The organism is Myceligenerans indicum, assembly GCF_016742955.1.
In the GTDB taxonomy this organism is placed as follows: Bacteria; Actinomycetota; Actinomycetes; order Actinomycetales; family Cellulomonadaceae; genus Myceligenerans; species Myceligenerans indicum.
In genome coordinates, this window is the sequence record NZ_JABBYC010000017.1 from 19,825 (window position 1) to 43,420 (window position 23,596).

Sequence of the window (23,596 nt, forward strand, 5' to 3'; positions counted from 1 at the left end):
GCCCCTCTCCGTCGCCTACCTCGGGGGAGCCGTGGAAGCGCGAACCACCAGTTCCGGGGCGATCAGGGCGCCCGACGGCGACCTGCCCGCCACCGCGTCGAAGAGCAGCTCGACGCTGCGCCTGCCGAGTTCGGCGAACGGCTGGCGCACCGTGGTGAGCGGCGGGATGAACTGGTCCGCGCCCTGGATGTCGTCGAACCCGACGAGCGAGACGTCCTCCGGCACGCGCAGACCCGCCTCCCAGAAGGCTCGAGCCAGCCCGAGGGCGAGCTGATCGTTGGCGGCGAACACGGCCGTCGGACCGTCCCCGGCCACGATGCGCTCGGCGAGGCCGCGGCCGACGTCGTACCCCCGGCCTGCGGACCAGTCGGCCACGACCGGCTCCGGCACCGGAGCTCCGCGCCTCTCCAACGCGGCGCGCCAGCCCGCGACGCGCTGCCGCGCGTCGAACCAGTCCGGGGGACCCGCGACGTGCAGCACGGTCTCGTGCCCCAGGTCGAGGAGGTGCCCGACGGCGAGCCCGGCGCCGACTCCCTGGTCCACGGCGAGCGGGATGGTGCGCTCCACCGCGGACTCCCGCGCGGCGATGAGCACCACCGGGATCGGCGCGTCGAAGGCGTCGACGGCACGGCCCACGTCCTCCTGCGGCGCGATGACCACGACCCCCTCGACGGCCTGGCTCATGAAGTGCTCCAGGACACGGTCCACGGACTCGGCGTCGTACGAGCCGATGGTGGCCACCGAGGTGAACCAGCCCTGCTCCCGGGCGGCCTCCTCCACGGCGATCAGCGTGCTGGTGGGCCCGTAGAGCACCGACGACGTCGTGATCACGCCGAGCGTCGTCGAACGCGACGTGACCAGGGCCCGTGCCGCGACGTTGCGCCGGTAGCCGAGCTCGTGGATCGCCTGGAGCACCCGCTCGCGGGTCTCGGGCGCGACCCGGGGGCTGCCGTTGAGCACACGGGAGACGGTCTGGTGCGACACACCCGCTCGTGCGGCGACGTCGGACATGGCGGGACGGCGCTCGGCTCGTCTGGTCACGGAACCTGCGGAGTTCTCGGTCACGGGTCCGCCCGGTGCGGGTGGTTCGGCAGTCACGTACCTGATCATGACCGATTAACGGAGCAGTGCGCGCATCGAGTCCGGTTTGCGCCATTATGTAGCCCCATGAGGATCCTGCTCACCACCGGCAGACTGCTCGGCGCGCACTGGCCGGCGCTCCTGGCCCTCGGGTTCGCCGGTGTCGCGCTGCGCGGTGCGGCGTTCTGGGGCGCTCTCGAGGCCAGCAGGTGGAACGCCTTCGCCGCACAGCTCATCCTGCTGGCGCTGCCGCTGGGCCTGCTCCTGCCGGTCATCGGGATGCTGCGGGTCTGCCGCCCGTCACTGGGGAACCTGTCCCTCCCGCGACACAACGCCGTCCCGCCGGCACGGCGTTCCCCGGACCGGAGGACGTCGCCGGACACGGCTGCGGAGACGAGCGCCGCGCCCACGGGTGTGGAGGTGCCGTCGGGCGTTGGGGTGCCGACGGGTGCGGGGGCGCCGACAGGTGCGGGGGCGCCGACAGGTGCGGGGGTCCCGACGGGTGCGGGGGCACCGACGGGTGCGGGGCGTCCCGAACGGCCCCTGGCCGACGTCGCACTGGCCGTGATGATCCCGTTCCTCGCCGTGTACGCGATCGAGGGCACGATGGACGCCGACCACGCCCGGTACCTGAACGACGTCGCCGCGGACGAGCTGTTCGGCACCGGCCTGTTCACCTCCGGAGGGATCGACCTCACCTCCCGCCTCGGCATCTGGACCGGCTGGACCCTCCTGGGAGTCGTGGCGGGCGCGATCGTGCTGCGCTGGCTGCTGGGGCGGCTCGCGGCCCGGGTGCATCTTCTCGGACTGGCGCTGCTCGGCGCGGCGGTGGAGGCGTTCTGGAGCATCCAGGCCTCCTACGACCTGGAGTCGCTCGGCAGGGGCCTGCTGGCGGCGGTGCAGGACCGGGCGCTCGTGCACTGGTCCGTGGGAACGTACACGGCCGCGACCGAGACGGAGCAGGGAGGAGCCGTCGCCGCCGCGGGCGCGACCGCCGCACACGGGGTCGTTACGGTGGTCGAGTCGCTCGACGTGGTCGTCGTGGCCCCGCTCGCCTGGCTCGCGATCGGGACGGTCGTGCTCGGGCGGCGCCTGATGGCGCCGCCGTCCACGGAACACCGCTGGCTGGACCAGACGGTCATGCCGGACCGGCTGCGGAAGGTGCTCGCGGCCGTGACGCAGGAGGTGCGGGACCGCTTCTCCGAGCTCTGGCAGGGCCTGCGGATGATCAAGGGGGGCGGCATCGGCGCGATGCTGGTCTTCTGCCTGGCCTACCTCGTGGTGATGCGCGCACCGGTGGCGGTGGGGTGGACGGTCCGCGCGCTTACCGGACCGATGGAGACCAGCACCTGGCTGCTCGTCGTCTCGCCGTGGGAGCGCGCTGCCGGTACCGCTATCGCGCTCGCCCTGAGCGGCGCGCTCATCGCGGCCGCCGTGGACACGATGGCCGGGCGTGGCATGACGGTCGCGGGCGGCCTGGACGAGAGCCACGGCCAGGACGACGTGATCCCCGCGACCCGGACGGCGCGGTGAGTACGCGCGGCCGGGCGCGCACGGGCGGCTCGGTGGGTACGCACGGCCGCCGGACGCACACGCCCGGCCGCGCGCGCACGGGCGACCGAGCGCGCACGGGCGACCGAGCGCGCACGGGCGACCGGGCGCGCACGGGCGACCGGGCGCGCACACCACGAGCGCTCCGCACGCCTGCGAAGATGTCACCATGACCGAACGCGTGGCGATCCTGGGTACCGGCAACATGGGCGAGGCGGTCCTCGCGGGGGCGATCGGCGCGGGCTGGTCACCCGGCGAGATCACTGCCACGGTGCGGGCCTCGGAGCAGGGCAGGGCTCACGCGGCCGCGATCCGTGAGCGGCACGGTGTCGCCACCACCACGGAGAACGTCGCGGCCGTGCGGGACGCGGACCTGGTGGTCGTCGCGGTCAAGCCGAAGGACCTGCCGGGTGTGCTCGACGAGATCGCGCCCGCCCTCGCCGCCGGTGCCGTGGTCATGAGCATCGCGGCCGGAATCACGACGTCGGCGATCGAGACACACCTGCCGGCCGGGACCCCGGTCGTCCGCGCGATGCCCAACACCCCTGCACAGATCGGCGCGGGGATCACAGCCGTCGCGCCCGGTGCCACGGCGGACGCCCCGCATCTCTCGCTCGTCGAACGGTTCCTCGCGGGGACGGGCGATGTCGTCCGCGTCGCCGAGAAGGACCTGGACGCGGTGACCGCGCTGTCCGGCGCCGGACCCGCCTACGTGTTCACCGTGATCGACGCGCTGGCCGAGGCCGGCGTCCACGTCGGCCTCAAGCGCGACATCGCGTCGCGGCTGGCCGAGCAGACCGTGCTGGGCGCCGCCCGGCTCGCCGCCGAGTCCGGCGAGCACCCGGCGGTCCTGCGCGAACGCGTGACCTCGCCGGCCGGAACGACAGCCGCCGGTCTGCGCGTTCTCGAGGACCGCGCCGTCCGTGCCGCCTTCCTGGCCGCCGTGGAGGCCGCCCGCTCCCGCGCGGTGGAGCTCGGCGGCTGACCCGGCCACGCCTCACGTCGCGGTAGGCCACCGGTCACTGCCGAGGCGTGGCGCACCAGCCCCTCGCCACGCGTGCGCGGCGGGCGCGTCCGGCCCGACGATGGGCACCGGTCAATTAGTCCGTTGTGTCTAGGTACCCTCTGGACCATGAAGCACGCCAGCAGTGCGGCACCCGGCCTGATCGGAGTGGCACGGAACGTGTTCGCGGCACTCGGCACCACCGGCAGGGTGATCGCCGGCCTCGCCGCGGCCGTGCTCGCGGCCACGCCGTTCGGCGCCTGGAACGCCGTGGCGAACGACGCGATGGCCCTTACCGCCGATACCCCCGTCGACGTGGGTCCGTACACGGTGACGATCGAGAAGGTCGTCTCGGCAAAGGCCCTCGGCGACGTCCGCGCCCTCGACCCGGAGGACCGGCTGCTCATCGTGGTCGCCCAGGTCACGAACACCTCCGACAGGCCCGCCAACGCGCAGCAGCTCACCGACATCGTTCCCGCCCCGGTAGGCGGCGGCGTCGTGGACACCGGTGGCATGCCGGTCCCCGACTCGGCCGGCCCCGGTGAGCGACCGGCACCGGACCGCTACAACATCGCCGATGCCGGCGAGCTCGACGTGATCAATCCCGGCGTCACCTACCGGGTCGCGCTCGTGTGGAACCAGGCAGGAGACGCCCGGCCCGCCGAGGTGCGCGTCGACCTGGCTGGGCTGACCTGGATCGAGGAGGGGTTCGCCGGTCTCGACGACGAGTACTGGCTCCCGGCGGACGAGGTCACCCACAGCGGGATGTTCGACGTCGAACCACCGAGGTCCGAGGCAGCCACGGGACCTGACGCGTGAGCCGCCGACGTTTCTCCTGGCGCGCGATGCTCCTGGCGCCGGCCGCGATCGGGGCGGCGACCTGGTTCGTGACGCAGGTGCCGCAGGACACCGCCGTCGACGCGCCGTTCGAGATCGGCGGCGCAGTGGGTGAGACCGTGCATCTCGGCTACGCCGACCTCGTCGTGACCGATGTCCGGGTCGCCGAGCAGATCGCCGGGGACGGCGTCGCGCAGGCCGGCGGAGTGTTCGTCGTGGTCGACGCCGTCTGGCAGGCCTCGGACCGGACGATCGCCGTCGGCGGCGCCGAGCTCGTGGACTCGCGGGAACGCGTCCACGCCGCGACGGACCGCTCCGGCTGCGCGACCGCCACGACCGCCGTCCCCGCGTACCGGCAACGCATCAGCTACTGCTTCGATGTCCCCCCGGACGCGCTCGACGGCGCGCAGCTCCGGCTCGGGCGTGGCGGGGACGGTGAGGAGGGCGCCTTCCAGCGCCGCGACGCGGTCGCCGTCGTCGGCCTCGGCCTCGGCCTGGACCGGGTGCCCGGCGAGGAGGCGGGCGCCGACGCCGCCCCGATCGAGGTGCACGGCCCCGCTCCCGTCGTCCGGACGGGTACCGATGGTCAGGAGGATGCATGAGTGCCGTCACCGGCGGGCACGAACGAGGGTGGTGGCGGCGCAACGGCGTCTGGCTCGCCGTCCTGCCGCTCGCGATCGCGGCGGCCGCCGTGTCGTGGTCCTTCCGTCTCGTGAACCTGTGGTGGCCCACCGAACTGGTCCACGAGGCCGACAGCGCCGGCGCGGGCGGAACAGCCCACTACGCGGGCGAGTACTACGACCTGGGGTTCGACGACCCGAGCCTCGCGAACACCTGGGTGACCCGCGAGGTGGACGTGCAGGTGCTCGCCGTGCGGCCCGTCGAGGGGCTGCCCCGGTCGGTGACGGCCGAGATCGACTCGGTACCCGACGGTTCCGCGGCATGGCGCATCGACCTCGAACTGGCCGCCGCACCGGGCACCGCCCTGGGGTCGTGCCAGGTCATGCTGGTGTCGTCCGACGGGACACGGTACGGCGAGGGTGGCGCCACGAACGACCCGCTGGGCCAGGGCAATCCGTGCGTGCCGGAGGACGCACCGGACGCGCTCGCACCCGACGCGGGGACGTGGCAGACGTCGACGGTTCTGCTCACCCGCGCCGGCGACACGCCCGAGGAGGTCTGGTTCTCCTTCGGCAGCCCGGACTACGTCACGCTCGCGGTCCCGTGACGCGGCCCGCCCGGCACGGGGCCGGGACGGGAACGGGCCGGCCCGGCGCTCGTTCAGAGCGGGAACGCGCGGTAGAACTCCTCGATCACCTCGGCGGGGCCGTCCGCCTGGAGCACTGCGGTCCCGTTGCGCCAGATCATGGTCCGCTCTCCGGCGTCCTCCCGCGTCAGGGCGTACCGGCCCACGACGTCGTCGCCGACCTTCACGTCACCCGACTTGGCGGCCTTGCCGGCCGCCTTGGTCAGCGCCTCGGCCGACGTCGTCGCCTCCTCGGCGCTCGACCACTGCGTGGCGGTGACCCGGACCCGCAGGTCGCCGCCATCGGTGTAGGTCGCCTTCCAGCCCTCCGTGGCATCGGACTCCTCGGCGGCATCGGTCTTGACCATGTCCGTCAGGGCGAATTGCAGGACCGCGGACGGGAGCGCCTCCTGGAAGGCCGTCTCGCCGTCCGGCCGCTGCATCGACTTGACCGCCGGGGTGGGGACCGGCGCCGTGACCGTGACGGTCGGTACCGGCTCGGGCTCCTGGGCATGCAGGAAGCCGGGCCAGACGAGCCCGGAGAATCCCAGGAGGAGGACCAGCACGAGCACCGCGAGGACCCCGACCACGAGACGCCGACGGCGATACACCGCCGGGGAGTGGGGGACCCGGGCCCTCGGCCGCTGCACCCGCCCGCCCGATCCCGCGCGCTCCTGGCTCATGGTCCTCTCCCCTGAGTGAGACTCCCGCCGACGTCCGGCGGCAGTAGGAACCCTATGACGGGTCGCCGACACTCACCCGGAGGCGCGCGGTCGGGAATCCGCGCGGCGACGATGTCACCCGCTCGCCGCGTCCCGTCGTCGATGTCGGTCACCCCCGGTACCGTCCCCTGCGTGGCAACGACGACGACCAAGCGGGCCAAGCCCGCCTACGCATGCACCGAATGCGGCTGGACCACCGTGAAGTGGGTGGGTCGCTGCGGGGAGTGCCAGGCCTGGGGCACGGTCACGGACTCCGCCCCGGCCCAGGCGGGGCCGCGGACCACCGCGGTCACGCCGACGCGGTCGGCCGCCCGCCCGATCGCCGAGATCGACGTCGAGGCGGCACGCGCCACGCCGACAGGAGTGAGCGAGCTCGACCGGGTGCTGGGCGGTGGCCTGGTCCCGGGGGCGGTGGTGCTGCTTGCCGGAGAGCCGGGCGTCGGCAAGTCGACCCTGCTGCTGGCCGTCGCGAGCAACTTCGCCACGGGCGCCACGGATGACGCGGGCACACGCTCCGGGCCTCCTCGCGGGGACGGCGGGCCGCGCACGGTCCTGTACGTCACCGGCGAGGAGTCGGCAGGGCAGGTCCGGCTACGTGCGGAGCGGATCGGGGCGCTCGCACCCAGCCTCCTGCTCGCGTCGGAGACGGACCTGGCCACCGTCCTCGGACATGTCGCCGCCGCGGAACCCGACCTGCTCATCGTCGACAGCGTGCAGACGGTCGCGTCGGCCGAGGTCGACGGCGCACCGGGCGGGACCACCCAGGTCCGGGAGGTGGCGGCGGCCCTCATCGCCGCGGCCAAGGAACGTGGCGTGCCGGTGGTCCTGGTCGGTCACGTGACCAAGGACGGCACCATCGCGGGCCCGCGGACCCTGGAGCACCTCGTCGACGTGGTGTGCCAGTTCGAGGGAGACCGGCACTCCCGGCTCAGGATGGTGCGAGCGGTCAAGAACCGGTATGGCCCTACCGACGAGGTGGGCTGCTTCGACCTGTCGGAGCAGGGGATCGTAGGCCTCCCGGACCCCTCCGGACTCTTCCTCTCGCACGCGGGCGCGGCCGCACCCGGAAGCTGCGTCACCGTGACGCTCGAGGGGCGCCGCCCGCTCGCCGTCGAGCTCCAGTCGCTCGTTGCCCCCAGCCCCCTGGCCAACCCGCGCCGCGCGACCAGCGGCGTCGACTCCAGCCGTCTCGCGATGATCCTCGCCGTGCTGCATCGGCACGGAGGAATGCGGGTGGCGGACCAGGACGTCTACGTCTCGACGGTGGGTGGTGCACGGGTCACGGAGCCCGCGGCGGACCTGGCGGCCGCGCTGGCGCTGGTGTCGGCCCGGACCGAGGAGTCGCTGCCGCCCGCCACGATCGCCGTCGGCGAGGTCGGGCTCGCCGGTGACATCCGGCCGGTCACGGGCCTCGAAAGGCGGCTCGGCGAGATCGCACGGCTGGGCTACCGGCGGGCCGTCGTTCCCGCCGGAACGGGGATCGCCGCACCCGACGGGATGGAACTGCTGGAGGCGCAGCACATCCGCGAGGCCATGGCCCTGGCCTGGGTCACGCCTGACAGGTAGGGTGAAAAATCAATTACACCACCTCGTCAGGGGTGATTATCAGGCCGTTCATGTCACGGCTTTGAAACAAACGACTGTCGAGGAAACACACGACGTAGGATTTCTCCGTGGCCATGACACCGACGGAAGCAGAAGAACTCCTCCGCGAGACCCTGGCCGCCGTCGCGCCCGGAACCGAGCTGCGGGACGGGCTCGAACGCATCCTGCGCGGCCGGACCGGTGCACTCATCGTGTTCGGGCTCGACCAGTCCGTCGAGGAGATGTGTTCCGGCGGCTTCGAGCTCGACGTCGAGTTCTCGGCGACCCGCCTGCGTGAGCTGTCCAAGATGGACGGAGCGGTCGTCCTGGACCGGTCCGCGGGCCGGATCCGCCGTGCCGCGGTCCAGCTCCTGCCGGACCCCACCATCGAGACCTCCGAGTCCGGTACCCGGCACCGCACCGCCCAGCGCGTGTCCAAGCAGACCGGCTTCCCCGTCATCTCGGTGAGCCAGTCGATGCGCATCGTCGCCCTCTACGTGGGCGGCAAGCGGCACGTGCTCGAGGACTCGGACACCATTCTCGGCCGCGCCAACCAGGCCCTGGCCACGCTGGAGCGTTACCGTGCCCGCCTCGACGAGGTGTCGGGGACCTTGTCCGCCCTGGAGATCGAAGACCTGGTCACCGTACGTGACGTCTGCTCCGTGGTGCAGCGGCTCGAGATGGTCGGGCGCATCTCGGACGAGATCAAGGGGTACGTCATCGAGCTCGGCGTCGACGGCCGGCTGCTCGCGCTCCAGCTCGACGAGCTGATCGGTGATGTGGGCGCGGACCGCGAGTTCGTCATCCGGGACTACGTCCTGGGCCGCAAGGGCCGCACGCTGGAAGAGGTGCGGCTGGCGCTCGCCACCCTGTCGTTCCAGCAGCTGCTCGATCTTTCCCAGATCGGCCGTGTCCTCGACATGCCCGGCGGAGGCGATGCGCTCGACGCGGCCGTCGCACCGCACGGCTACCGGCTGCTGTCCAAGGTGCCGCGGCTGCCGAACGCCACGATCGAGCGACTGGTGGCACACTTCGGCAGCCTGCAGAAGCTGCTCGCTGCCAGCGTGGACGACCTGCTGTCGGTGGACGGCGTCGGCGACCAGCGGGCTCGCACCATCCGCGAGGGCCTCTCCCGCATGGCCGAGTCGAGCATCCTGGAACGCTACGTCTGATCCCCGGCTGCCCCGGCGGCGCTCGAGGGGGGCGGGCTCGACGTCGCGGCCGGCGTCTCCGAGGGCTTGTCCGGCTTCTTCTCCGGCTTCGCCGGCTTGTCCGTCGCTCCGCCCTTGCCGCCCTTGCCGCGCGACGGCGACGGGCTCGGTTCCGGCGGCTCCGGCCGGGTGACCTGGACCACCTGACTGGCCGCGCCCGCGACGTCGGCCACCGTCACCTGCGCGCTGTAGAGGCCGGGCGCGATCTCCTTGTCCACCCGCTCGCATCCCGGCGCGGAGCGCACGTCCGACCACCGGACCTTCTTGGTGTCGACCGACCCCGGCCCCAGCAGGAGCATCCGCTCCTCGTCGTCGCAGTCCCCGGACGACCACACCCGTTCCGCATCGTCCCCGGGCTCGCCCGCCCAGACCGTGACCGGCCGGTTCGCGTCGGCGCCGTCGACAAGGCAGGGCGTGGCGCCGCTGTTCTCCAGCGTGACGGTGAAGACCACCGGCTGGCCCTCGGCCGCGGTGCTGCGGTCCGCGGCGAGTCGCACGTCCAGCACGTCGGCACCGCACGTACGCGTGGCGCTGCCCGGGTCCGCGGGCGCCGGCGGGTGGACCTTGGCATCGCTCTCGATCGGCGCGGGCGGCTCCGGCCACATCGTGGGCACCACGGCCACACCGATCAGCACCAGGACCGCGACGAGCAGCACGACCACCACCCGGCGCCGCCCGAAAGCTCCTGACTCCCTTGCCTGCACCGACTCCCCCACGCTCCTGTCCGGAATGAACGATCCCACAGTAGGCAACGCCCTCCCCGCCTCCGCGGAGGCCGCGCCGCCGGGCCGGACACGCCGCCCTGACGAACACCGCACGGGACGTACCGCGGCGAGGGAACTGCCACGGCGAGCACCGTGGCGAAGGAGGGAGAGAATGGGCCGCTGTGACGTCTCTTCCCACCGACACCGCTGCTCACGCCGTCCTGCGCACTGCCGTCACCGACTGGTTCGCCGGCGCCGCTCGCGACCTGCCGTGGCGTGCCCCGGACCGCAGCCCGTGGGGGGTGCTGGTCAGTGAGGTGATGCTGCAGCAGACGCCGGTGGTCCGGGTGGAACCGGCCTGGCGCTCCTGGATGGAGCGTTGGCCGGAACCCGTGGACCTCGCCCGCGCCGACACCGCCGACGTGCTGCGCGCCTGGGGCCGGCTCGGCTATCCCCGGCGCGCGCTCCGGCTGCAGGAGTGCGCCGCCGTCCTCGTCGAACGGCACGACGGCGCGGTCCCCCGCACCGAGGAGGAGTTGCGCGCGCTCCCGGGGATCGGCGAGTACACGGCCGCGGCCGTGGTCGCGTTCGCGTACGGGCTCCGTGCCGTGGTCGTCGACACGAACGTGCGCCGGGTGCTGGCCCGCGCGATCGACGGGACCGCACTGCCCGCGCCGTCGTACACGGCGGCCGAACGGGCCCTGGCCACGGCGGTCGCACCGCGCGAGGACGCCAGTGCCGCCCGGTGGGCCGCCGCGTCCATGGAGCTCGGCGCGCTCGTCTGCACCGCCCGTTCCCCGAGATGCGACGCCTGTCCGGTCGCCGGGCTCTGCGCCTGGAGGGCGGCGGGCTCACCGCCGGACGCGCACGCTCCCCGCCGTCGTACACAGGCGTGGCACGGGACCGACCGGCAGTGCCGCGGCCGCGTCATGGCAGCGCTGCGCGAGGCGGAGCGTCCCGTGGACCGCTCCGTCCTGGTCGACGCCTGGGCCCCGGAAACCGGCACGGCCTCCGGCACCGGCTCCGGCTCCGGCTCCGGCTCCGGCTCCGGCACACGGAACGAGTCGGAGGGGCGGACCGCCCGCCTGGCCCAGCTCGACCGTGCGATCGCCGGCCTCATCGAGGACGGCCTGGCGGAACAGGACCCCGCGGGCCGTCTCCGCCTGCCGGAAGCGACGTGAGCGGCCGGCGAGCAATCCGGCCCGTCGGTCTCAGCCCGTCGGTCTCAGCTCGTCGGTCTCGTCCCGTCGGTCTCAGCCCGCCGATCTCCGCCCGCGGGCCTCGTCCCGCCGGCCTCAGCCACCGGCCTCGTCTCGTCGGCCTCGCCTACGACGTCCGGAGCGGCTGCCAGGGCGCGATCCGGTCGGCACCCCGCATCGCCTCCTCCGCGCTCTCGTCGTCCGGGGCCCGCAGCGCCGCCAGCTCGGCGTCGACCCGGGTCCGCCAGGCGTCGAGCTCGCGCTGCTTCGCGACGTCGTCCCAGCCCAGGAGCGGTGCGACGATGTCCGCCACCTCCGCCGCCGCGTCCACGCCCCGGTCCGGAACCTCGTAGACGAGGCGCGTGCGGTGCGCGAGCACGTCCTCCAGGTGCAGCGCCCCTTCGTGCGTGACCGCGTGATGCACCTCGGCACGCAGGTAGGCGGTGGCGTGCTCCAGCGGCAGGGCCAGGCTCGGATCGGCCTCGCACAGCTCCACGAGGTCGGTCAGGTTCGAGCCGTACCGGTGCAGCAGATGGTCGACCATCGGGGGGTTCCAGCCGAACCGCTTCGCCCAGGCACGGGCCTGGCGCTGAACCGCCTTGAGCCCGATGGCACCGGTGAGCGGGATCTGATGGGTGATGCTCGGCAGTGCGGCGGACCGCTGCCCGATGGCGAAGTCGACGGCGTCCTTCGCCATGATCCGGTAGGTCGTGAGCTTGCCGCCCGCGATCACGGTCAGTCCGGCCGTCGGGCTCGCGACCGTGTGTTCGCGCGACACCTTGGCGCTCGGAGTGCCCGCCTTGGTGCCCGGCTGGAGCAGCGGGCGCAGGCCCGCATAGGTGCCGATGATGTCGTCCCGGGTGAGCGGGTGCGCGAGGACGGCGTTGGCGTGGTCCAGCACGTAGTCGACGTCGGCGCTGGTGACGACGGGACTGACCGGGTCAAGGTGCCAGGGTGTGTCCGTGGTGCCGATGATCCAGTAGCGCGACCAGGGAATGACGAACAGCACCGACTTCTCCGTCTGCAGGATCAGGCCGGCGTGCCCCTGGATCCGGTCACGCGGCACCACCAGGTGGATGCCCTTGGAGGCGAGCACGCGCAGGCCGCCCGCCGGGCTGTCGGGGTGGCCGGCGAGGTCCTGCGTCTCCTCGGTCCACACCCCGGTCGCGTTGATCACCGCCCGGGCACGAACCGTGATCTCCCGGCCCGTCTCCAGGTCGACGACGACGGCGCCGTTCACCGTGCCCGTGCTGCCCTGTGTCAGCCCGACCACCTGCGTGCGGCTCGCGACGTGGGCCCCGTAGGACGCGGCGGTCCGCACGAGCGTGGTCACCAGGCGGGCGTCGTCGACGGACGCGTCCCAGTACTGCACGGCTCCGACGGCGGCATCGTGCGCGAGGTCCGGGAACTTCGCCTCCATCTGCGCCTTGGTCAGGTGCCGGTGGAACGGCATCGGGCGACGGCCGGGAGTCAGGGTCGCCAGGATGTCGTACATCGCGATACCGGTGCCGACGTACGCCCGCTCCCAGACGCGGTGCTCCAGCGGGTAGAGGAACGGCACGGGCCGGACGAGGTGGGGGGCGAGGTCGCGTAGCAGCAGGTCACGCTCGGTGAGTGCCTCGTGGACCAGTTCGAAGTCGAGCATCTGCAGGTAGCGCAGGCCGCCGTGGACCAGTTTGCTGCTGCGGCTCGACGTCCCCTGGGCCCAGTCCTGCGACTCGACGAGCGCCGTCGACAGCCCGCGCGTCACGGCGTCGAGCGCGATACCTGCGCCGGTGACGCCACCGCCGACGACCAGCACGTCGAGCTCGGTGGCGATGTCCGTGCTCGCCTCGAGGGTGGCCAGGGCCTGGGCTCGGGACTCTGCGGTCAGCCGGGTGGATGCCATGCCGACAACCCACCACGTGACGTGGACGGAAGCAAGGGGGGCACGCGTACTGTGGGCCGCGTGACCGTGAACATCAGGCCCGCGAGGCCGGCCGACGTGCGGGCCATCCGCGCCCTGGTGGAGCCGTACGCCGCCGAACGGATCCTCCTGGCCAAGGAGTGGGTGGGCTACTACGAGGCCGTTCAGGAGTTCCTGGTGGCAGACGCGAGCACGGCCGCCACCAGGGACGACGCCGACATGCCCGCCGGCGTCGCCCCGGCCGGGCCCGGCGTCGTCGGCTGCGGTGCCCTCCACGTCATGTGGGAGGACCTGGCGGAGATCCGCACCCTCGCGGTCTCCCGCGACTACCGCGGCCACCGGGTGGGGCACCTGCTCGTCGAGTCGCTGCTCGACCGGGCCCGGACGCTGGGCCTGAAGCGCGTCTTCTGCCTGACGTTCGAGGTCGGTTTCTTCCGCAAGCACGGGTTCGAGGAGATCGACAGCACGCCCGTCGACCCCGAGGTGTACGCGGAACTGCTGCGCTCGCACGACGACGGCGTCGCCGAGTTCCTGGACCTGGCGCGGGTCAAGCCGAACACCCTGGGCAACTCCCGCATGCTCCTGGAGCTGTGACCGAGGTACCTACGGGAGAACGGCGCGGAGCCACCTAGGCTTGGGGTCGTGTCCCTGCGCTACACCCTGCCCGGCGTCCATGTCACCGACCGGAGCGTCGAGGTTCCGCTCGACTGGTCGGACCCCGACGACGGCCGCACCCTGACAGTCTTCGTCCGAGAGCTCGTCGACCCCGTCAAGCGGGACGACGACCTCCCGTTGCTCGTCTTCCTCCAGGGAGGCCCGGGCGGGAAGGGCCCGCGCCCCACGGGGCCGGACGGCTGGGTGGGCTCGGCCCTGGAGCGTTTCCGCGTCGTGCTGCTCGACCAGCGCGGCACGGGCCGCTCGACCGCGGTCCGTGCCGGCGCCCTCAACGCGCTGGGCGACGCCGCCACCCAGGCCGAGTACCTCACCCACTTCCGCGCGGACAGCATCGTGCGTGACGCCGAGTACATCCGCGACTCGGTCTACGGCGGGAAGCGGTGGACCACCCTCGGCCAGTCGTACGGCGGGTTCATCACGATGACCTATCTGTCGCTGGCGCCCGAGGGTGTCAACGCGAGCCTGGTGACGGGCGGCCTGCCCAGCCTGACGGCGTCGGCCCGTGAGGTGTACGAACGCACGCAGCCGAGGGTCGCGGGAAAGAACGCGCGGTTCCGTGCGCGATACCCGCACGCCGCGGGGCTGCTCGCGCGGGTCGCCGACCGGCTCGACGCCACCGGCGCCGTGCTGCCCGACGGGCTTCCCCTCAGTGTCCGGCGCCTGCAGAGCCTGGGCATGGACTTCGGCATGGGCCCGGGCTTCGAGCGCGTCCACTGGATCCTCGACGAGGCGTTCGACGGCGGCGGCCCCGACGACGCGACGCTGACGGACACGTTCCTGGCGTCTGCCGGGGCGGCCACCGACTTCGTGGGGCGTCCTCTGTACGCGGTGCTGCACGAGTCGATCTACGCGCAGTCGCACACGGGCCCGACGGCGTGGGCGGCGCAGTCGGTGCGCGACGCGGACCCGGCGTTCGCCGAGGACGCACGTCCCCTGCTGCTCACCGGCGAGATGATCTACCCCTGGATGTTCTCCGAGATCGCGGCGCTGCGTCCGTTCGCCGCCGCGGCCGAGGCCCTGGCCGCCCGGGAGGACTGGGACGACCTCTACGACCTGGACCGGCTGGCCTCGAACGAGATCCCCGTCGAGGCCGCCGTCTACCACGACGACATGTTCGTGGACGCGGGGTACTCGCTGGCGACGGCCGCCCATGTCGGCAACACGGAGGCCTGGGTGACGAACGAGTTCGAGCACGACGGGCTCCGGGTCGGCAACACGTTCGCCACCCTCCTGGACCGGCTGGACGCCCGCGGAGGCCCGCTGCGCTGACCCCGAACCCGGCCCGGCCTGCGGGCCGGCTACGCCGCCAGCAGGCTCGGCATCGACGCCACCAGGTAGGTGTTCGCCGCGACGACCTGGCCTGCCACGAGGTCCGGCTCACCCGTCGGGACGCAGAGGGTCATCTCGAAACCACCGGTACGCACCTGGGCGGCCGTGAACCCCTGGCCCGTGCGCTCCACCTCGTGCCGCGCGACGTCGAGCACCGTACCGTTCACCCGGGCCACGGCGTCGACCTGCATCGTGAACGCCCCGTCGGGGCTGAACGACTCGGGTTCGAAGCGCATCGGCTCGCCGGTCTCGTCCGCGGCGTCCTCACCCGCGAACGTCATGCGGCTGGCGTCGGACGCCAGGAACTCCTCCGGCCCGTCGAACACCTCCACCGAGCGGCCGAGCCCCACGAGACAGGCGTCCCCCGCGGGCAGGTCCTCGGTGTCGCCCAGGAGCTGGAGCTCCTCGAGCTCGCACGCCACGCCGGCGAGGACGTCGTCGTCGGCGTCCACGATCTCGGCGATCGCGAGGCCGCCGTCGGCCGCACGCACATCCGCGAGCCGCGCGGCGAGCGGGCCCGCATACGACGTCGTCACCGCGCGCACGAGATCGCCCTCGGTGGTGATGATCAGCCGCGCGCCCGTGGTGTCCGTCCAGACGTACAGGGTCGCGCCACCTTCCTCCGCGATCACCTTCGCCTCAGGGAGCACCCCATGGACAAGGTCCCGGAAACCGCTCCGGGTAGTCACGTTCAGTCCGACGCACGCGAGATTCGTAGCCACGCGCCCAGAAAATACCCGCACAGGCTGTGATCTCGTATATGGGCCGGTCATGCCCCGGTGTCATCGGGGCCCCGGCGGTACGACGCGCACCGGTCCGGGGGACCACGCGACGTCGAACCGTCCCACCCCGGCAACGACACTCGGACCGGATACGTGCGTGGTGCTCAACCTTTCGGGACGCGAATCCGTGAACCGGGTATGACAGTGATCGCAGAGGGGCGTGACGGCCCCGCCGAGCCCCCACGACCGGGACCGGCGACGGCGGACGTACGAGTCGTGGTCGTCCCGCACTCGGGCTCAGGCGCACGCGACGGCACGGCAGGCGGCCCCACCGGACGCGAGGCCGAGTTCGCGGCCTTCATGGCCGGGTCGTCGACGGCGCTGGCCCGCACGGCATGGTTGCTGTGCGGTGACGAGCACCAAGCCGAAGAGCTCGTGCAGCAGGCGTTCGTGCGGGTGTGGATCCACTGGGGCAAGGCCCGTCGGGGCGAGCCCCTGGCCTACGCCCGGAGAGTGCTGGCCAACCTGCGGATCGACTCCTGGCGCAAGCACCGGCGGGAAGTGCTCGCAGACCCGGTTGCGCTGCCGGAGCGCGTGGTGGCGCCGTCGGCCGACCTCCATGCCGAACGGGACCGTCTGGTCCGGGCACTCGCCCTGCTGGGCCGCAGGCAGCGACGTGTCGTGGTGCTACGGCACCTCGAAGGACTGAGCGAGAAGGAGACGGCGGCCGCGCTCGGCGTATCCGTCGGGACCGTGAAGTCACAGTCCTCGCGCGGGCTCGCCAGGCTGCGTGGGCTGCTGGACGACCACGGTCGCAGCGCGTCCGGCCGCGACACACCGGACCACGACAGACCCGGGCGGATCGAACCCGGCCGGGACGAACGGCGAGGGAGCGCACGATGAGCACCGACGATCAGCGGCCGGCGTCGCACGGAGGCCGACCGGGCCCGCACGAGACGAACGAGCTGCGTGCCTACGCGGAGTGGGTCGTACCGGAGATCACCGTGGATACCTCAGGTGTCCTCCGCGCCGCCCGACGGCGAAGGGCAGGCCAGGCGGCCGTACTCACCCTGGCCACGGCGCTCGTCCTGGGGGGCGGCGGCTGGGCGATCACGGAGCACCCGTGGGCGTCGGCGGATCCCGCGGTCCTGCCGGGCGGGGCCACGCCGGAGGAGCCGGACGCGGCGGCGCCGGAGCTGTCGGAGGAGGCGCGGGCGTACCTGGACGCCGGGTACTGGCGGTCGGTGTCCGAGGTGAGGGTGCGGTTCGACTCCGGGGCACCCCGAACGAGGCGGCAGGAGGTCTGGACCGTCCGTGACGCGCCCGGCATGTCGATCTCCGACGTGGCGCACATGGAGGAGGACCCCACCGACACGATCGGCGAACCGGGTCTCAGGATCGGACTCGGCGGACCCGTCCGATGGGAGGATCTGTACGCACTCCCGACCGACCCCGAGGCACTCGAGGCATGCCTCTTCGCAGGAGAGACCGCGGAGCGGGAGCGCCAGGCCGAGCTGGAGGCCGAGGACCACTCACCCGGCGAAGCCGGCGGGGTCGAACTGGACGAGCTCGGTGACGTCGACCACGCCGAGCTTCCCCGGGAGTGTCGAGGTGGTGGGGCCGCGGGCGTCGTGGCCGAGGGACGGAACAGCCCGGCGGCCGTTGCCTCCGTCAGCCGGACGCTGGCGCACCTGCTCGACCTGCCGACCACGACGGAGCTGCGGGACTCCGCCTGGGAGGTCCTGACAGGACTTCCCGGCGCCCACGTCGATGGTGCGGGTCAGGACTCGAAGGGGCGTTCCGGAACGGCTGTCAGGTTCGACGTCGACGAAGGCTACGACGCGCCCGGTCCCGGCACGGTGACCTACGTGTACGACCCGGCGTCCCGTGTGCTCCTCGAGGTCGTGGGCAACTACGAAGGAGCTGGAGGCGTCGGCACGGTGGAGTCGACGACCACGCATCTTCCTGACGAGTCGGGTTCGTACGATGCGATGCCGTCCGAGATCAGGGCGGTCTACGACCAGGGGCTCGCGGAGAAGGATGAGCACCGGAACGACGACGGGGACGGGTAGCTCGAACGCACGAAGCGCCTGGACGTCATCGAGGTCCGGGGCCCCGAGGGCAGGGAGATGACCCAGGGCCCTGGTCCACCGACGGCCGGTCGCCGCCGACCGTGGACCAGGGTTCCGCGCGGCACCGGCGGACGGTACGGCCGGAGCACCGGCCGTGTGACCGCCCCGGATCACGGCGCGTGCCGCTCCAGGAACGCGTACACCTCGGCGTCGTCCACCCCGGGGAACGCCCCGCGCGGGAGTGCCGCGAGCACCTGCTGGTGCATCCGTGCCGACGGCCAGGCCGCCCCGGACCACCGCTCGGCGAGCTCGGGTGCCGGGCGCGAACAGCACGCCGGGTCCGGGCAGGTCGACGTCCGGCGCACCCGGGTGTCGCGGCCGCGGAACCACTTGGCGTGCGCGTACGGCACCCCGACCGTGATGGAGAACGATCCCGTCCCGCCAGACCCGGTCTGCGTGGAGCACCAGTACGTGCCGGTGGGGGTGTCGGTGTACTGGTAGTACTCGGTCGCCACGTCCCGCCGGTCGAACGCCTCGCGGGCGGCCCAGCGGCGGCAGACGAGCTGCCCCTCGATCGCGCCCGTGGGGTCCTGGGGCAGGCGCAGGCCGTCGTTCTCATAGCCCCGGAACAGGGCACCGTCGTCCCCCACGCGCAGGAAGTGGAGCGGGATGCCGAGCTTCACGGTGGCGAGGTTGGTCAGCCGCATGGCCGCCGCCTCGTGCGTGACGCCGAACGCGTCCCGGAAGTCCTCGACCGCCAGGTCCTTCTCGCGCTTGCGCTCCTCCAGGAAGGGCACGGCCTCGGACTGCGGCACGAGGCAGGCCGCGGCGAAGTAGGTGATCTCGACCCGCTGGCGAAGGAACTCGGCGTAGGAGCGCGGGCGCTCGTGCTCCAGCACCCGGTGGGCGATCGCCTGCAGTGCGAGCGACCGCAGCCCGTGCCCGCCGGGAACCGACGCCGGCGGCAGGTAGATGCGGCCGTTGCGCAGGTCGGTCACGGTGCGGGCCGAGCGGGGCAGGTCGTTCACGTGCAGGATCGTGAAGCCGAGGCGCTCGGCCAGGACCGCGACGGTACGGTGCGTGAGCGCCCCGCCCGCGTACCCGGCGCCTCGCACCAGCTCCTCCGCGAGCTGTTCGAACTGCGGGAAGTAGTTGTCCCGCGCCTGGCGCTCCAGCCGCAGCTCGGTGTTGGCGCGGCGCGCCTCCTCCGGGGTGGCGATCGCTTCCTCCGCGCGCCGCGCGAGCTCGTCGTGCAGCCCGACGAGCTGTTCCAGCACCGGAGTGGCCAGCTTCTGCGACGGCTTCACCGCCGGCAGGCCGAGCCCGGCGAAGAGCGGTCCGCGCTGGGCGCGGTCCAGCGCGATCTCCAGCGCGGCGCGGCGCGACGGCGGTTCGGGGTCGAGCAGCTCGTTCAGGGACAGCCCCAGCGCGGCGGCGATCGAGCGCAGCAGGGAGAGTTTCGGCTCCCGGCGCCCGTTCTCGATCAGGCTGAGCAGACTCGGCGCGGCGTCCACCTGTTCGCCCAGCCGGTCGAGCGTGAGCCCGGCCGTGGCGCGTGCGTGCCGGACGCGTCGTCCGAGCGTGATGAGGTCGGTTCCGTCGTCGGCCGCTCCACCGGTGGGGTTCGTGTCCGACGACGCGGCCGGCGCCGATCTCCTCGTCGCGGGGTCTTCCACGCCCTCGCCTCCGTTTCACGTCGCGGCACCGAGTGTGTGCCAGATCACGAGCACAGGAACTCGCGCCTTCAGCATATGTAAAGATCGGCCGATCTTCACAGCCCGTGGCATGGAAAACCTGACCCGGTCCGGGCGAGAGTGGAAACCCAGCCACTTGTTGCAGATGGGAGCCAAGATGTCGTTCCTCGCCAACCCCCGACGGACCCGACTCGTCGCCGAGCTCGTCTCGGAGACCTCCGAAGCCGGCGCGTCCTTCGGCGCCGGCGTCTCTCCCCAGGCAACCCTTCCCCGGGACGTGACCCGCGACGCCACCGGAAGCCGGCTCGACGTCCGGGCGTGGGTGAACGACGTCGCCGAACTCACCCAGCCCGACGAGATCGTCTGGTGCGACGGCTCCGCCGAGGAGAAGCAGCGGCTCATCGACCAGATGGTCGAGGCCGGGACGCTGACCAAGCTGAACGAGGAGAAGCGTCCCGGCTCCTACCTGGCGCGGTCGAACCCGGCCGACGTGGCACGCGTCGAGTCGCGCACGTTCATCTGCTCCGAGCAGGAGGAGGACGCCGGCCCCACCAACAACTGGGTGGCCCCCGACGCCATGCGCTCGGAGCTGAACGGCGTGTTCGCCGGCTCGATGAAGGGGCGCACCATGTACGTGGTGCCGTTCTCGATGGGGCCGGTCGGCGGCCCGATCTCGCAGGTGGGGATCGAGATCACCGACTCCCCGTACGTCGTCGTCTCCATGCACGTCATGACACGCGTCTCGGCGAGGATCCTCGACCTGATCGACGGCGGGCAGCAGTGGGTCCCGGCAGTGCACTCGGTCGGCGCCCCGCTGATCGATGCCGACGGTCGGCGAGCCGATGATGTTCCTTGGCCCTGCAACGACACGAAGTACATCGTGCACTTCCCGGAGACCCGCGAGATCTGGTCCTACGGTTCCGGCTACGGCGGCAACGCCCTGCTCGGCAAGAAGTGCTTCGCACTGCGGATCGCCTCCGCCATGGCGCGCGACGAGGGCTGGCTCGCCGAGCACATGCTGCTGATCCGCGCCACGTCGCCCGCCGGGAAGCAGTTCCACCTGGCCGCCGCGTTCCCGAGTGCCTGCGGCAAGACGAACCTCGCGATGCTCCAGCCCACGGTCCCCGGCTGGAAGGTCGAGACGCTCGGCGACGACATCGTGTGGATGCGTCCCGGACCCGACGGCTCGCTGCGGGCCATCAACCCGGAGGCCGGCTTCTTCGGCGTCGCCCCGGGCACCGGCGAGGGCACCAACCCCGTGGCGGTCCGCACGTTCGACCACGACACGATCTTCACCAACGTGGCCCTGACCGACGACGGCGACGTCTGGTGGGAGGGTCTCACCGACACCCCGCCGGACCACCTGACCGACTGGCAGGGCCGCGACTGGACGCCGGACTCCGACGAGCCGGCCGCGCACCCGAACTCGCGGTTCACCGTCGCGGCGGCGCAGTGCCCGACGATCGCCGACACCTGGGAGGACCCGGCCGGCGTCCCGGTGGACGCGATCATCTTCGGCGGCCGCCGCGCGACGAACGTGCCGCTGGTCACGCAGTCGCTCGGCTGGGAGCACGGCGTGTTCATGGGGGCCACGATCTCCTCGGAGCGCACCGCGGCCGCGGAGGGCACCGTCGGTGAGCTGCGGCGCGACCCGTTCGCCATGATGCCGTTCTGCGGCTACAACATGGCCGACCACTGGGCGCACTGGCTGTCCGTGGGCGACTCGGTGGACGCCACCAGGCGTCCGCTGATCTTCCAGGTCAACTGGTTCCGCAAGGGGGCGGACGGCTCGTTCCTCTGGCCGGGGTTCGGCGAGAACTCGCGCGTCGTCGAGTGGATCGCGGGCCAGGTCTCCGCGGCCCGCGGCGAGGGAGAGGACCGGTCGGTCGCATCGGCCGTCGGCCGGGTGCCCTCGGACGGGGCACTGAACATCGACGGTCTCGATCTTCGAGCCGCGGACCTCGCGGCACTGTTCGACGTGCCGGCCGGGCCCTGGCTCACCGAGACCGACCTCACGGAGGAGTTCTTCGACCGGTTCGGCGACCACGTGCCCACCGCGCTGCGCAAGCAGCTCGCCAACCTGCGCGACCGCCTGGACGGCTGAGCGACCCCACAGACCCCCCGGCCGGGATAATGAGGCAGACCGGCCGGGGTTCACCCCGCCACGGGGCTTCGAGGCGGCAGATCCCACAAGGGTCTGCCGCCTCGGCATTTCCGCGTCGCGGAGCGGCGCGCGCGTTTGCGAGAATCGGCACGTGCCCGACGCCGACCTGCCCGCCACCCCGCTCGCTCACCTGATGTACTTCGAGCCTCGCATCCCGGGGAACACCGGCTCGGCGATCCGCCTCGCGGCCGTCACGGGCGCGCGCCTGCACCTGGTCGAGCCGCTCGGCTTCGACCTGTCCGAGGCCAAGCTGAAGCGTGCCGGCCTCGACTACCACGACCTCGCGACGACGGACGTGCACCCGTCGTTCGACGCCGCGCTCGACGCGCTCCCCACCTCGCGCGTGTTCGCCTTCACCACGCGCGCCAGCACCCGCTACACGGACGTCGACTACCGCCCGGACGACATCCTGCTGTTCGGCCCCGAGCCCAGCGGCCTGCCCGAGGACGTCCTCGCCCACCCCCGCGTCACGGACCGGGTCACGATCCCGATGCTCCCGGGCCGCCGCTCCCTGAACCTGACGAACGCGGCCTCGATCGTGGTCTACGAGGCCTGGCGGCAGCACGGCTTCGCCGGATCACCCACCGGCTGAGGGACGTCACCCCCGACGCCCTGCCCGCTGGGCGAAGGCGTCCATCGCTGTCAGGACGGACGACGCCTGCCACACCTGATGTCTTCTCACACTCCGGGCGGGAGTCAGGATGCCCACCTTCTCGAGGGCATCGATCGCGTTGCGCGCGCTGCGGTCGGAAACGTCGAGCACCGAGGCCACATAGCCCGCGTTCACCACGGGTTGTGCGAAGAGTTCGTCGACGAGCCGCCACGCGGCGGAATCGGACCGGACGGCAAGCTGCGACCGCCATGCCTCACGGATGTCGAGGACATCCTGGGACAGCTCTCTCCCGTTCGCCGTTGCCGCGAGGGCCGCGTCCGCGACCTGCCGCACGATGGGATCGAGATCGCCCGTCCGATAGGCGGTGAGTGCACGGAAGTACCGATCCGGGTCGCGGAGCAGACCTGCGGAGACCGGGACCGTGGCGTGGCGTGTCAGCCCCCGACTTCGCAGGACCGTCTGCAGCACGACGCGACCGGTCCGGCCGTTGCCGTCCGTGAAGGGGTGGATGGTCTCGAACTGTGCATGCACGAGCGCGGCATGCACCAGTGGCACCAGGTCGCGGCGTCGTGCGGCAAACCGCACGAGGTCGTCGAGCGCAGCTTCGACGCGCTCGTGGTGTGGGGGAACGAAGTCGGCGTCGTGTGGACTGATCGGCGAACTACCGATCCACACCTGTTCATCCCGAAGCCTCCCCGCGACGTCAGGCTCGGATCCTGTGAGCAGCGTGCGGTGCACGGCCAGGATCTGCGGCACGGTCACCTCGTCCCCCAGGCGCAGCGCCTCGCTCATGGCCCGCACGTTCGCGGCGACGAGCTCGGCATTCTGCTTGGCTCCGACGCCAAGGCTCGCCATCGCGAGATTGCGGGCGTTCGCTGTGAGGTGCTCGATCTGTGAACTCGAGGCGGACTCCGTCCGCAGCAGGACGGCCGGCATGGTCACGGGCAGTTCCGCGATCCGTGTGTCGAACCGCGCAACTTCCGATGTCGCCTCGTCGACCAGGGCGAGCAGGTCACGCGAGATGTCGGCCCGGCTGTTCGCGACAGGAGGCAGGAGCGCGGCGTGGTAGGGGCGCGACAGCCGATGCCGCTGCCAGACATCGAGAAGTGCGTCGTTCCGAGCGGCCGTCCACTCGCGTTCCTCGTACTCGATCGCCGGCCAGGCCGACGAGCCCTTCCGCTCCATGACGTTCAACACCAACCCCCTTTGTTGAAGAATAGCACTCTAGCCTTCAACAAGAGCTGATGTTGTTGAAGGCTAGGCGCCATGCGTCAACAAGCAATG

At 72.3% G+C, this 23,596-nt stretch carries 21 protein-coding genes; 14 read left to right on the forward strand and 7 right to left on the reverse strand.

Annotated features, from left to right (window positions below; translation table 11 throughout):
- Window positions 1-15: 15 nt before the first annotated feature.
- Window positions 16-1,098 (reverse strand): LacI family DNA-binding transcriptional regulator, encoded by a 1,083-nt coding sequence (locus tag HGK34_RS11225; RefSeq protein ID WP_307815910.1) that lies wholly within the window; start codon window positions 1,096-1,098, stop codon window positions 16-18.
- A gap of 69 nt (window positions 1,099-1,167) precedes the next feature.
- Between HGK34_RS11225 and HGK34_RS11230 the strand changes: the two genes are divergently transcribed.
- The 5 genes from HGK34_RS11230 (at window position 1,168) to HGK34_RS11250 (ending at window position 5,699) form a co-directional block, all read left to right on the forward strand.
- On the forward strand, window positions 1,168-2,613 hold the full coding sequence (locus HGK34_RS11230; protein WP_201847221.1) for a hypothetical protein: 1,446 nt from the start codon (window positions 1,168-1,170) through the stop codon (window positions 2,611-2,613).
- Window positions 2,614-2,800: 187 nt separating this feature from the next.
- Window positions 2,801-3,616 (forward strand): pyrroline-5-carboxylate reductase, encoded by an 816-nt coding sequence (gene proC / locus HGK34_RS11235; RefSeq protein ID WP_201847223.1) that lies wholly within the window; start codon window positions 2,801-2,803, stop codon window positions 3,614-3,616.
- A gap of 147 nt (window positions 3,617-3,763) precedes the next feature.
- Window positions 3,764-4,453 carry a hypothetical protein gene (locus tag HGK34_RS11240; RefSeq protein ID WP_201847225.1) on the forward strand — a complete coding sequence of 230 codons (690 nt, stop codon included), beginning with the start codon at window positions 3,764-3,766 and terminating at the stop codon, window positions 4,451-4,453.
- Window positions 4,450-5,073, forward strand: coding sequence for a hypothetical protein (locus HGK34_RS11245; protein ID WP_201847227.1), 624 nt, complete (start codon window positions 4,450-4,452; stop codon window positions 5,071-5,073). Before HGK34_RS11240 ends, HGK34_RS11245 begins: the two co-directional genes overlap by 4 nt.
- Window positions 5,070-5,699 carry a hypothetical protein gene (locus HGK34_RS11250; protein ID WP_201847229.1) on the forward strand — a complete coding sequence of 210 codons (630 nt, stop codon included), beginning with the start codon at window positions 5,070-5,072 and terminating at the stop codon, window positions 5,697-5,699. Before HGK34_RS11245 ends, HGK34_RS11250 begins: the two co-directional genes overlap by 4 nt.
- Window positions 5,700-5,752: 53 nt before the next feature.
- Here HGK34_RS11250 and HGK34_RS11255 read toward each other — a convergent pair whose 3' ends face one another.
- Complete coding sequence (locus HGK34_RS11255; RefSeq protein WP_201847231.1) at window positions 5,753-6,400, reverse strand: hypothetical protein; 648 nt, start codon at window positions 6,398-6,400, stop codon at window positions 5,753-5,755.
- A 141-nt stretch (window positions 6,401-6,541) separates the two neighbouring features.
- On the opposite strand from HGK34_RS11255, the gene radA reads away from it, so the two are divergent.
- Window positions 6,542-8,005 carry a DNA repair protein RadA gene (radA, locus tag HGK34_RS11260; RefSeq protein WP_201847293.1) on the forward strand — a complete coding sequence of 488 codons (1,464 nt, stop codon included), beginning with the start codon at window positions 6,542-6,544 and terminating at the stop codon, window positions 8,003-8,005.
- Between the two features lie 113 nt (window positions 8,006-8,118).
- The gene (gene disA, locus HGK34_RS11265; RefSeq protein ID WP_201847295.1) at window positions 8,119-9,195 is read left to right on the forward strand and encodes a DNA integrity scanning diadenylate cyclase DisA; all 1,077 of its coding nucleotides are present in this window, start codon (window positions 8,119-8,121) and stop codon (window positions 9,193-9,195) included.
- Here disA and HGK34_RS11270 read toward each other — a convergent pair.
- Window positions 9,186-9,938 carry a hypothetical protein gene (locus HGK34_RS11270; RefSeq protein WP_201847233.1) on the reverse strand — a complete coding sequence of 251 codons (753 nt, stop codon included), beginning with the start codon at window positions 9,936-9,938 and terminating at the stop codon, window positions 9,186-9,188. The genes disA and HGK34_RS11270 overlap by 10 nt on opposite strands.
- Before the next feature lie 182 nt (window positions 9,939-10,120).
- Between HGK34_RS11270 and HGK34_RS11275 the strand changes: the two genes are divergently transcribed.
- Window positions 10,121-11,119 carry an iron-sulfur binding domain-containing protein gene (locus HGK34_RS11275; RefSeq protein ID WP_372433116.1) on the forward strand — a complete coding sequence of 333 codons (999 nt, stop codon included), beginning with the start codon at window positions 10,121-10,123 and terminating at the stop codon, window positions 11,117-11,119.
- 145 nt (window positions 11,120-11,264) lie between these two features.
- Here HGK34_RS11275 and HGK34_RS11280 read toward each other — a convergent pair whose 3' ends face one another.
- The gene (locus HGK34_RS11280; protein WP_201847235.1) at window positions 11,265-13,025 is read right to left on the reverse strand and encodes a glycerol-3-phosphate dehydrogenase/oxidase; all 1,761 of its coding nucleotides are present in this window, start codon (window positions 13,023-13,025) and stop codon (window positions 11,265-11,267) included.
- Between the two features lie 60 nt (window positions 13,026-13,085).
- Between HGK34_RS11280 and HGK34_RS11285 the strand changes: the two genes are divergently transcribed.
- Both HGK34_RS11285 and HGK34_RS11290 read left to right on the forward strand, forming a co-directional pair.
- Entirely contained in the window at window positions 13,086-13,637 is a 552-nt protein-coding gene (locus HGK34_RS11285) for an amino-acid N-acetyltransferase (protein WP_201847237.1), read from the forward strand.
- Between the two features lie 48 nt (window positions 13,638-13,685).
- Entirely contained in the window at window positions 13,686-14,987 is a 1,302-nt protein-coding gene (locus HGK34_RS11290) for an alpha/beta fold hydrolase (protein ID WP_201847239.1), read from the forward strand.
- A 29-nt stretch (window positions 14,988-15,016) separates the two neighbouring features.
- Here the strand turns inward: HGK34_RS11290 and HGK34_RS11295 are convergent, their stop codons facing one another.
- Window positions 15,017-15,736 carry a hypothetical protein gene (locus HGK34_RS11295; protein ID WP_201847241.1) on the reverse strand — a complete coding sequence of 240 codons (720 nt, stop codon included), beginning with the start codon at window positions 15,734-15,736 and terminating at the stop codon, window positions 15,017-15,019.
- A gap of 231 nt (window positions 15,737-15,967) precedes the next feature.
- On the opposite strand from HGK34_RS11295, the gene HGK34_RS11300 reads away from it, so the two are divergent.
- Window positions 15,968-16,672, forward strand: a complete 705-nt coding sequence (locus tag HGK34_RS11300; RefSeq protein WP_201847243.1) for a SigE family RNA polymerase sigma factor — start codon at window positions 15,968-15,970, stop codon at window positions 16,670-16,672.
- Complete coding sequence (locus HGK34_RS11305; protein WP_201847245.1) at window positions 16,669-17,841, forward strand: hypothetical protein; 1,173 nt, start codon at window positions 16,669-16,671, stop codon at window positions 17,839-17,841. Before HGK34_RS11300 ends, HGK34_RS11305 begins: the two co-directional genes overlap by 4 nt.
- A gap of 170 nt (window positions 17,842-18,011) precedes the next feature.
- Here HGK34_RS11305 and HGK34_RS11310 read toward each other — a convergent pair whose 3' ends face one another.
- Window positions 18,012-19,427: a helix-turn-helix domain-containing protein gene (locus HGK34_RS11310; protein WP_307815918.1), complete on the reverse strand. Its 1,416-nt coding sequence runs from the start codon at window positions 19,425-19,427 to the stop codon at window positions 18,012-18,014.
- A 265-nt stretch (window positions 19,428-19,692) separates the two neighbouring features.
- Here HGK34_RS11310 and HGK34_RS11315 point away from each other — a divergent pair, with 265 nt between their 5' ends.
- Window positions 19,693-21,639 (forward strand): phosphoenolpyruvate carboxykinase (GTP), encoded by a 1,947-nt coding sequence (locus HGK34_RS11315; RefSeq protein ID WP_201847248.1) that lies wholly within the window; start codon window positions 19,693-19,695, stop codon window positions 21,637-21,639.
- 193 nt (window positions 21,640-21,832) lie between these two features.
- The gene (locus HGK34_RS11320) at window positions 21,833-22,291 is read left to right on the forward strand and encodes a tRNA (cytidine(34)-2'-O)-methyltransferase (protein WP_201847300.1); all 459 of its coding nucleotides are present in this window, start codon (window positions 21,833-21,835) and stop codon (window positions 22,289-22,291) included.
- 6 nt (window positions 22,292-22,297) lie between these two features.
- Here the strand turns inward: HGK34_RS11320 and HGK34_RS11325 are convergent, their stop codons facing one another.
- Window positions 22,298-23,509 (reverse strand): Fic family protein, encoded by a 1,212-nt coding sequence (locus tag HGK34_RS11325; RefSeq protein WP_307815911.1) that lies wholly within the window; start codon window positions 23,507-23,509, stop codon window positions 22,298-22,300.
- Window positions 23,510-23,596 lie beyond the last annotated feature (87 nt).

Bases quoted from the DNA above. Each gene is read 5' to 3' on its own strand.
- HGK34_RS11315 (WP_201847248.1), top strand. From the start codon at position 19,693: ATGTCGTTCCTCGCCAACCCCCGACGGACCCGACTCGTCGCCGAGCTC.
- HGK34_RS11230 (WP_201847221.1), top strand. From the start codon at position 1,168: ATGAGGATCCTGCTCACCACCGGCAGACTGCTCGGCGCGCACTGGCCG.
- HGK34_RS11300 (WP_201847243.1), top strand. From the start codon at position 15,968: ATGACAGTGATCGCAGAGGGGCGTGACGGCCCCGCCGAGCCCCCACGA.
- disA (WP_201847295.1), top strand. From the start codon at position 8,119: ATGACACCGACGGAAGCAGAAGAACTCCTCCGCGAGACCCTGGCCGCC.
- HGK34_RS11320 (WP_201847300.1), top strand. From the start codon at position 21,833: ATGTACTTCGAGCCTCGCATCCCGGGGAACACCGGCTCGGCGATCCGC.
- proC (WP_201847223.1), top strand. From the start codon at position 2,801: ATGACCGAACGCGTGGCGATCCTGGGTACCGGCAACATGGGCGAGGCG.
- HGK34_RS11240 (WP_201847225.1), top strand. From the start codon at position 3,764: ATGAAGCACGCCAGCAGTGCGGCACCCGGCCTGATCGGAGTGGCACGG.
- HGK34_RS11280 (WP_201847235.1), bottom strand. From the start codon at position 13,025: ATGGCATCCACCCGGCTGACCGCAGAGTCCCGAGCCCAGGCCCTGGCC.
- HGK34_RS11305 (WP_201847245.1), top strand. From the start codon at position 16,669: ATGAGCACCGACGATCAGCGGCCGGCGTCGCACGGAGGCCGACCGGGC.
- radA (WP_201847293.1), top strand. From the start codon at position 6,542: ATGTCGGTCACCCCCGGTACCGTCCCCTGCGTGGCAACGACGACGACC.
- HGK34_RS11255 (WP_201847231.1), bottom strand. From the start codon at position 6,400: ATGAGCCAGGAGCGCGCGGGATCGGGCGGGCGGGTGCAGCGGCCGAGG.
- HGK34_RS11250 (WP_201847229.1), top strand. From the start codon at position 5,070: ATGAGTGCCGTCACCGGCGGGCACGAACGAGGGTGGTGGCGGCGCAAC.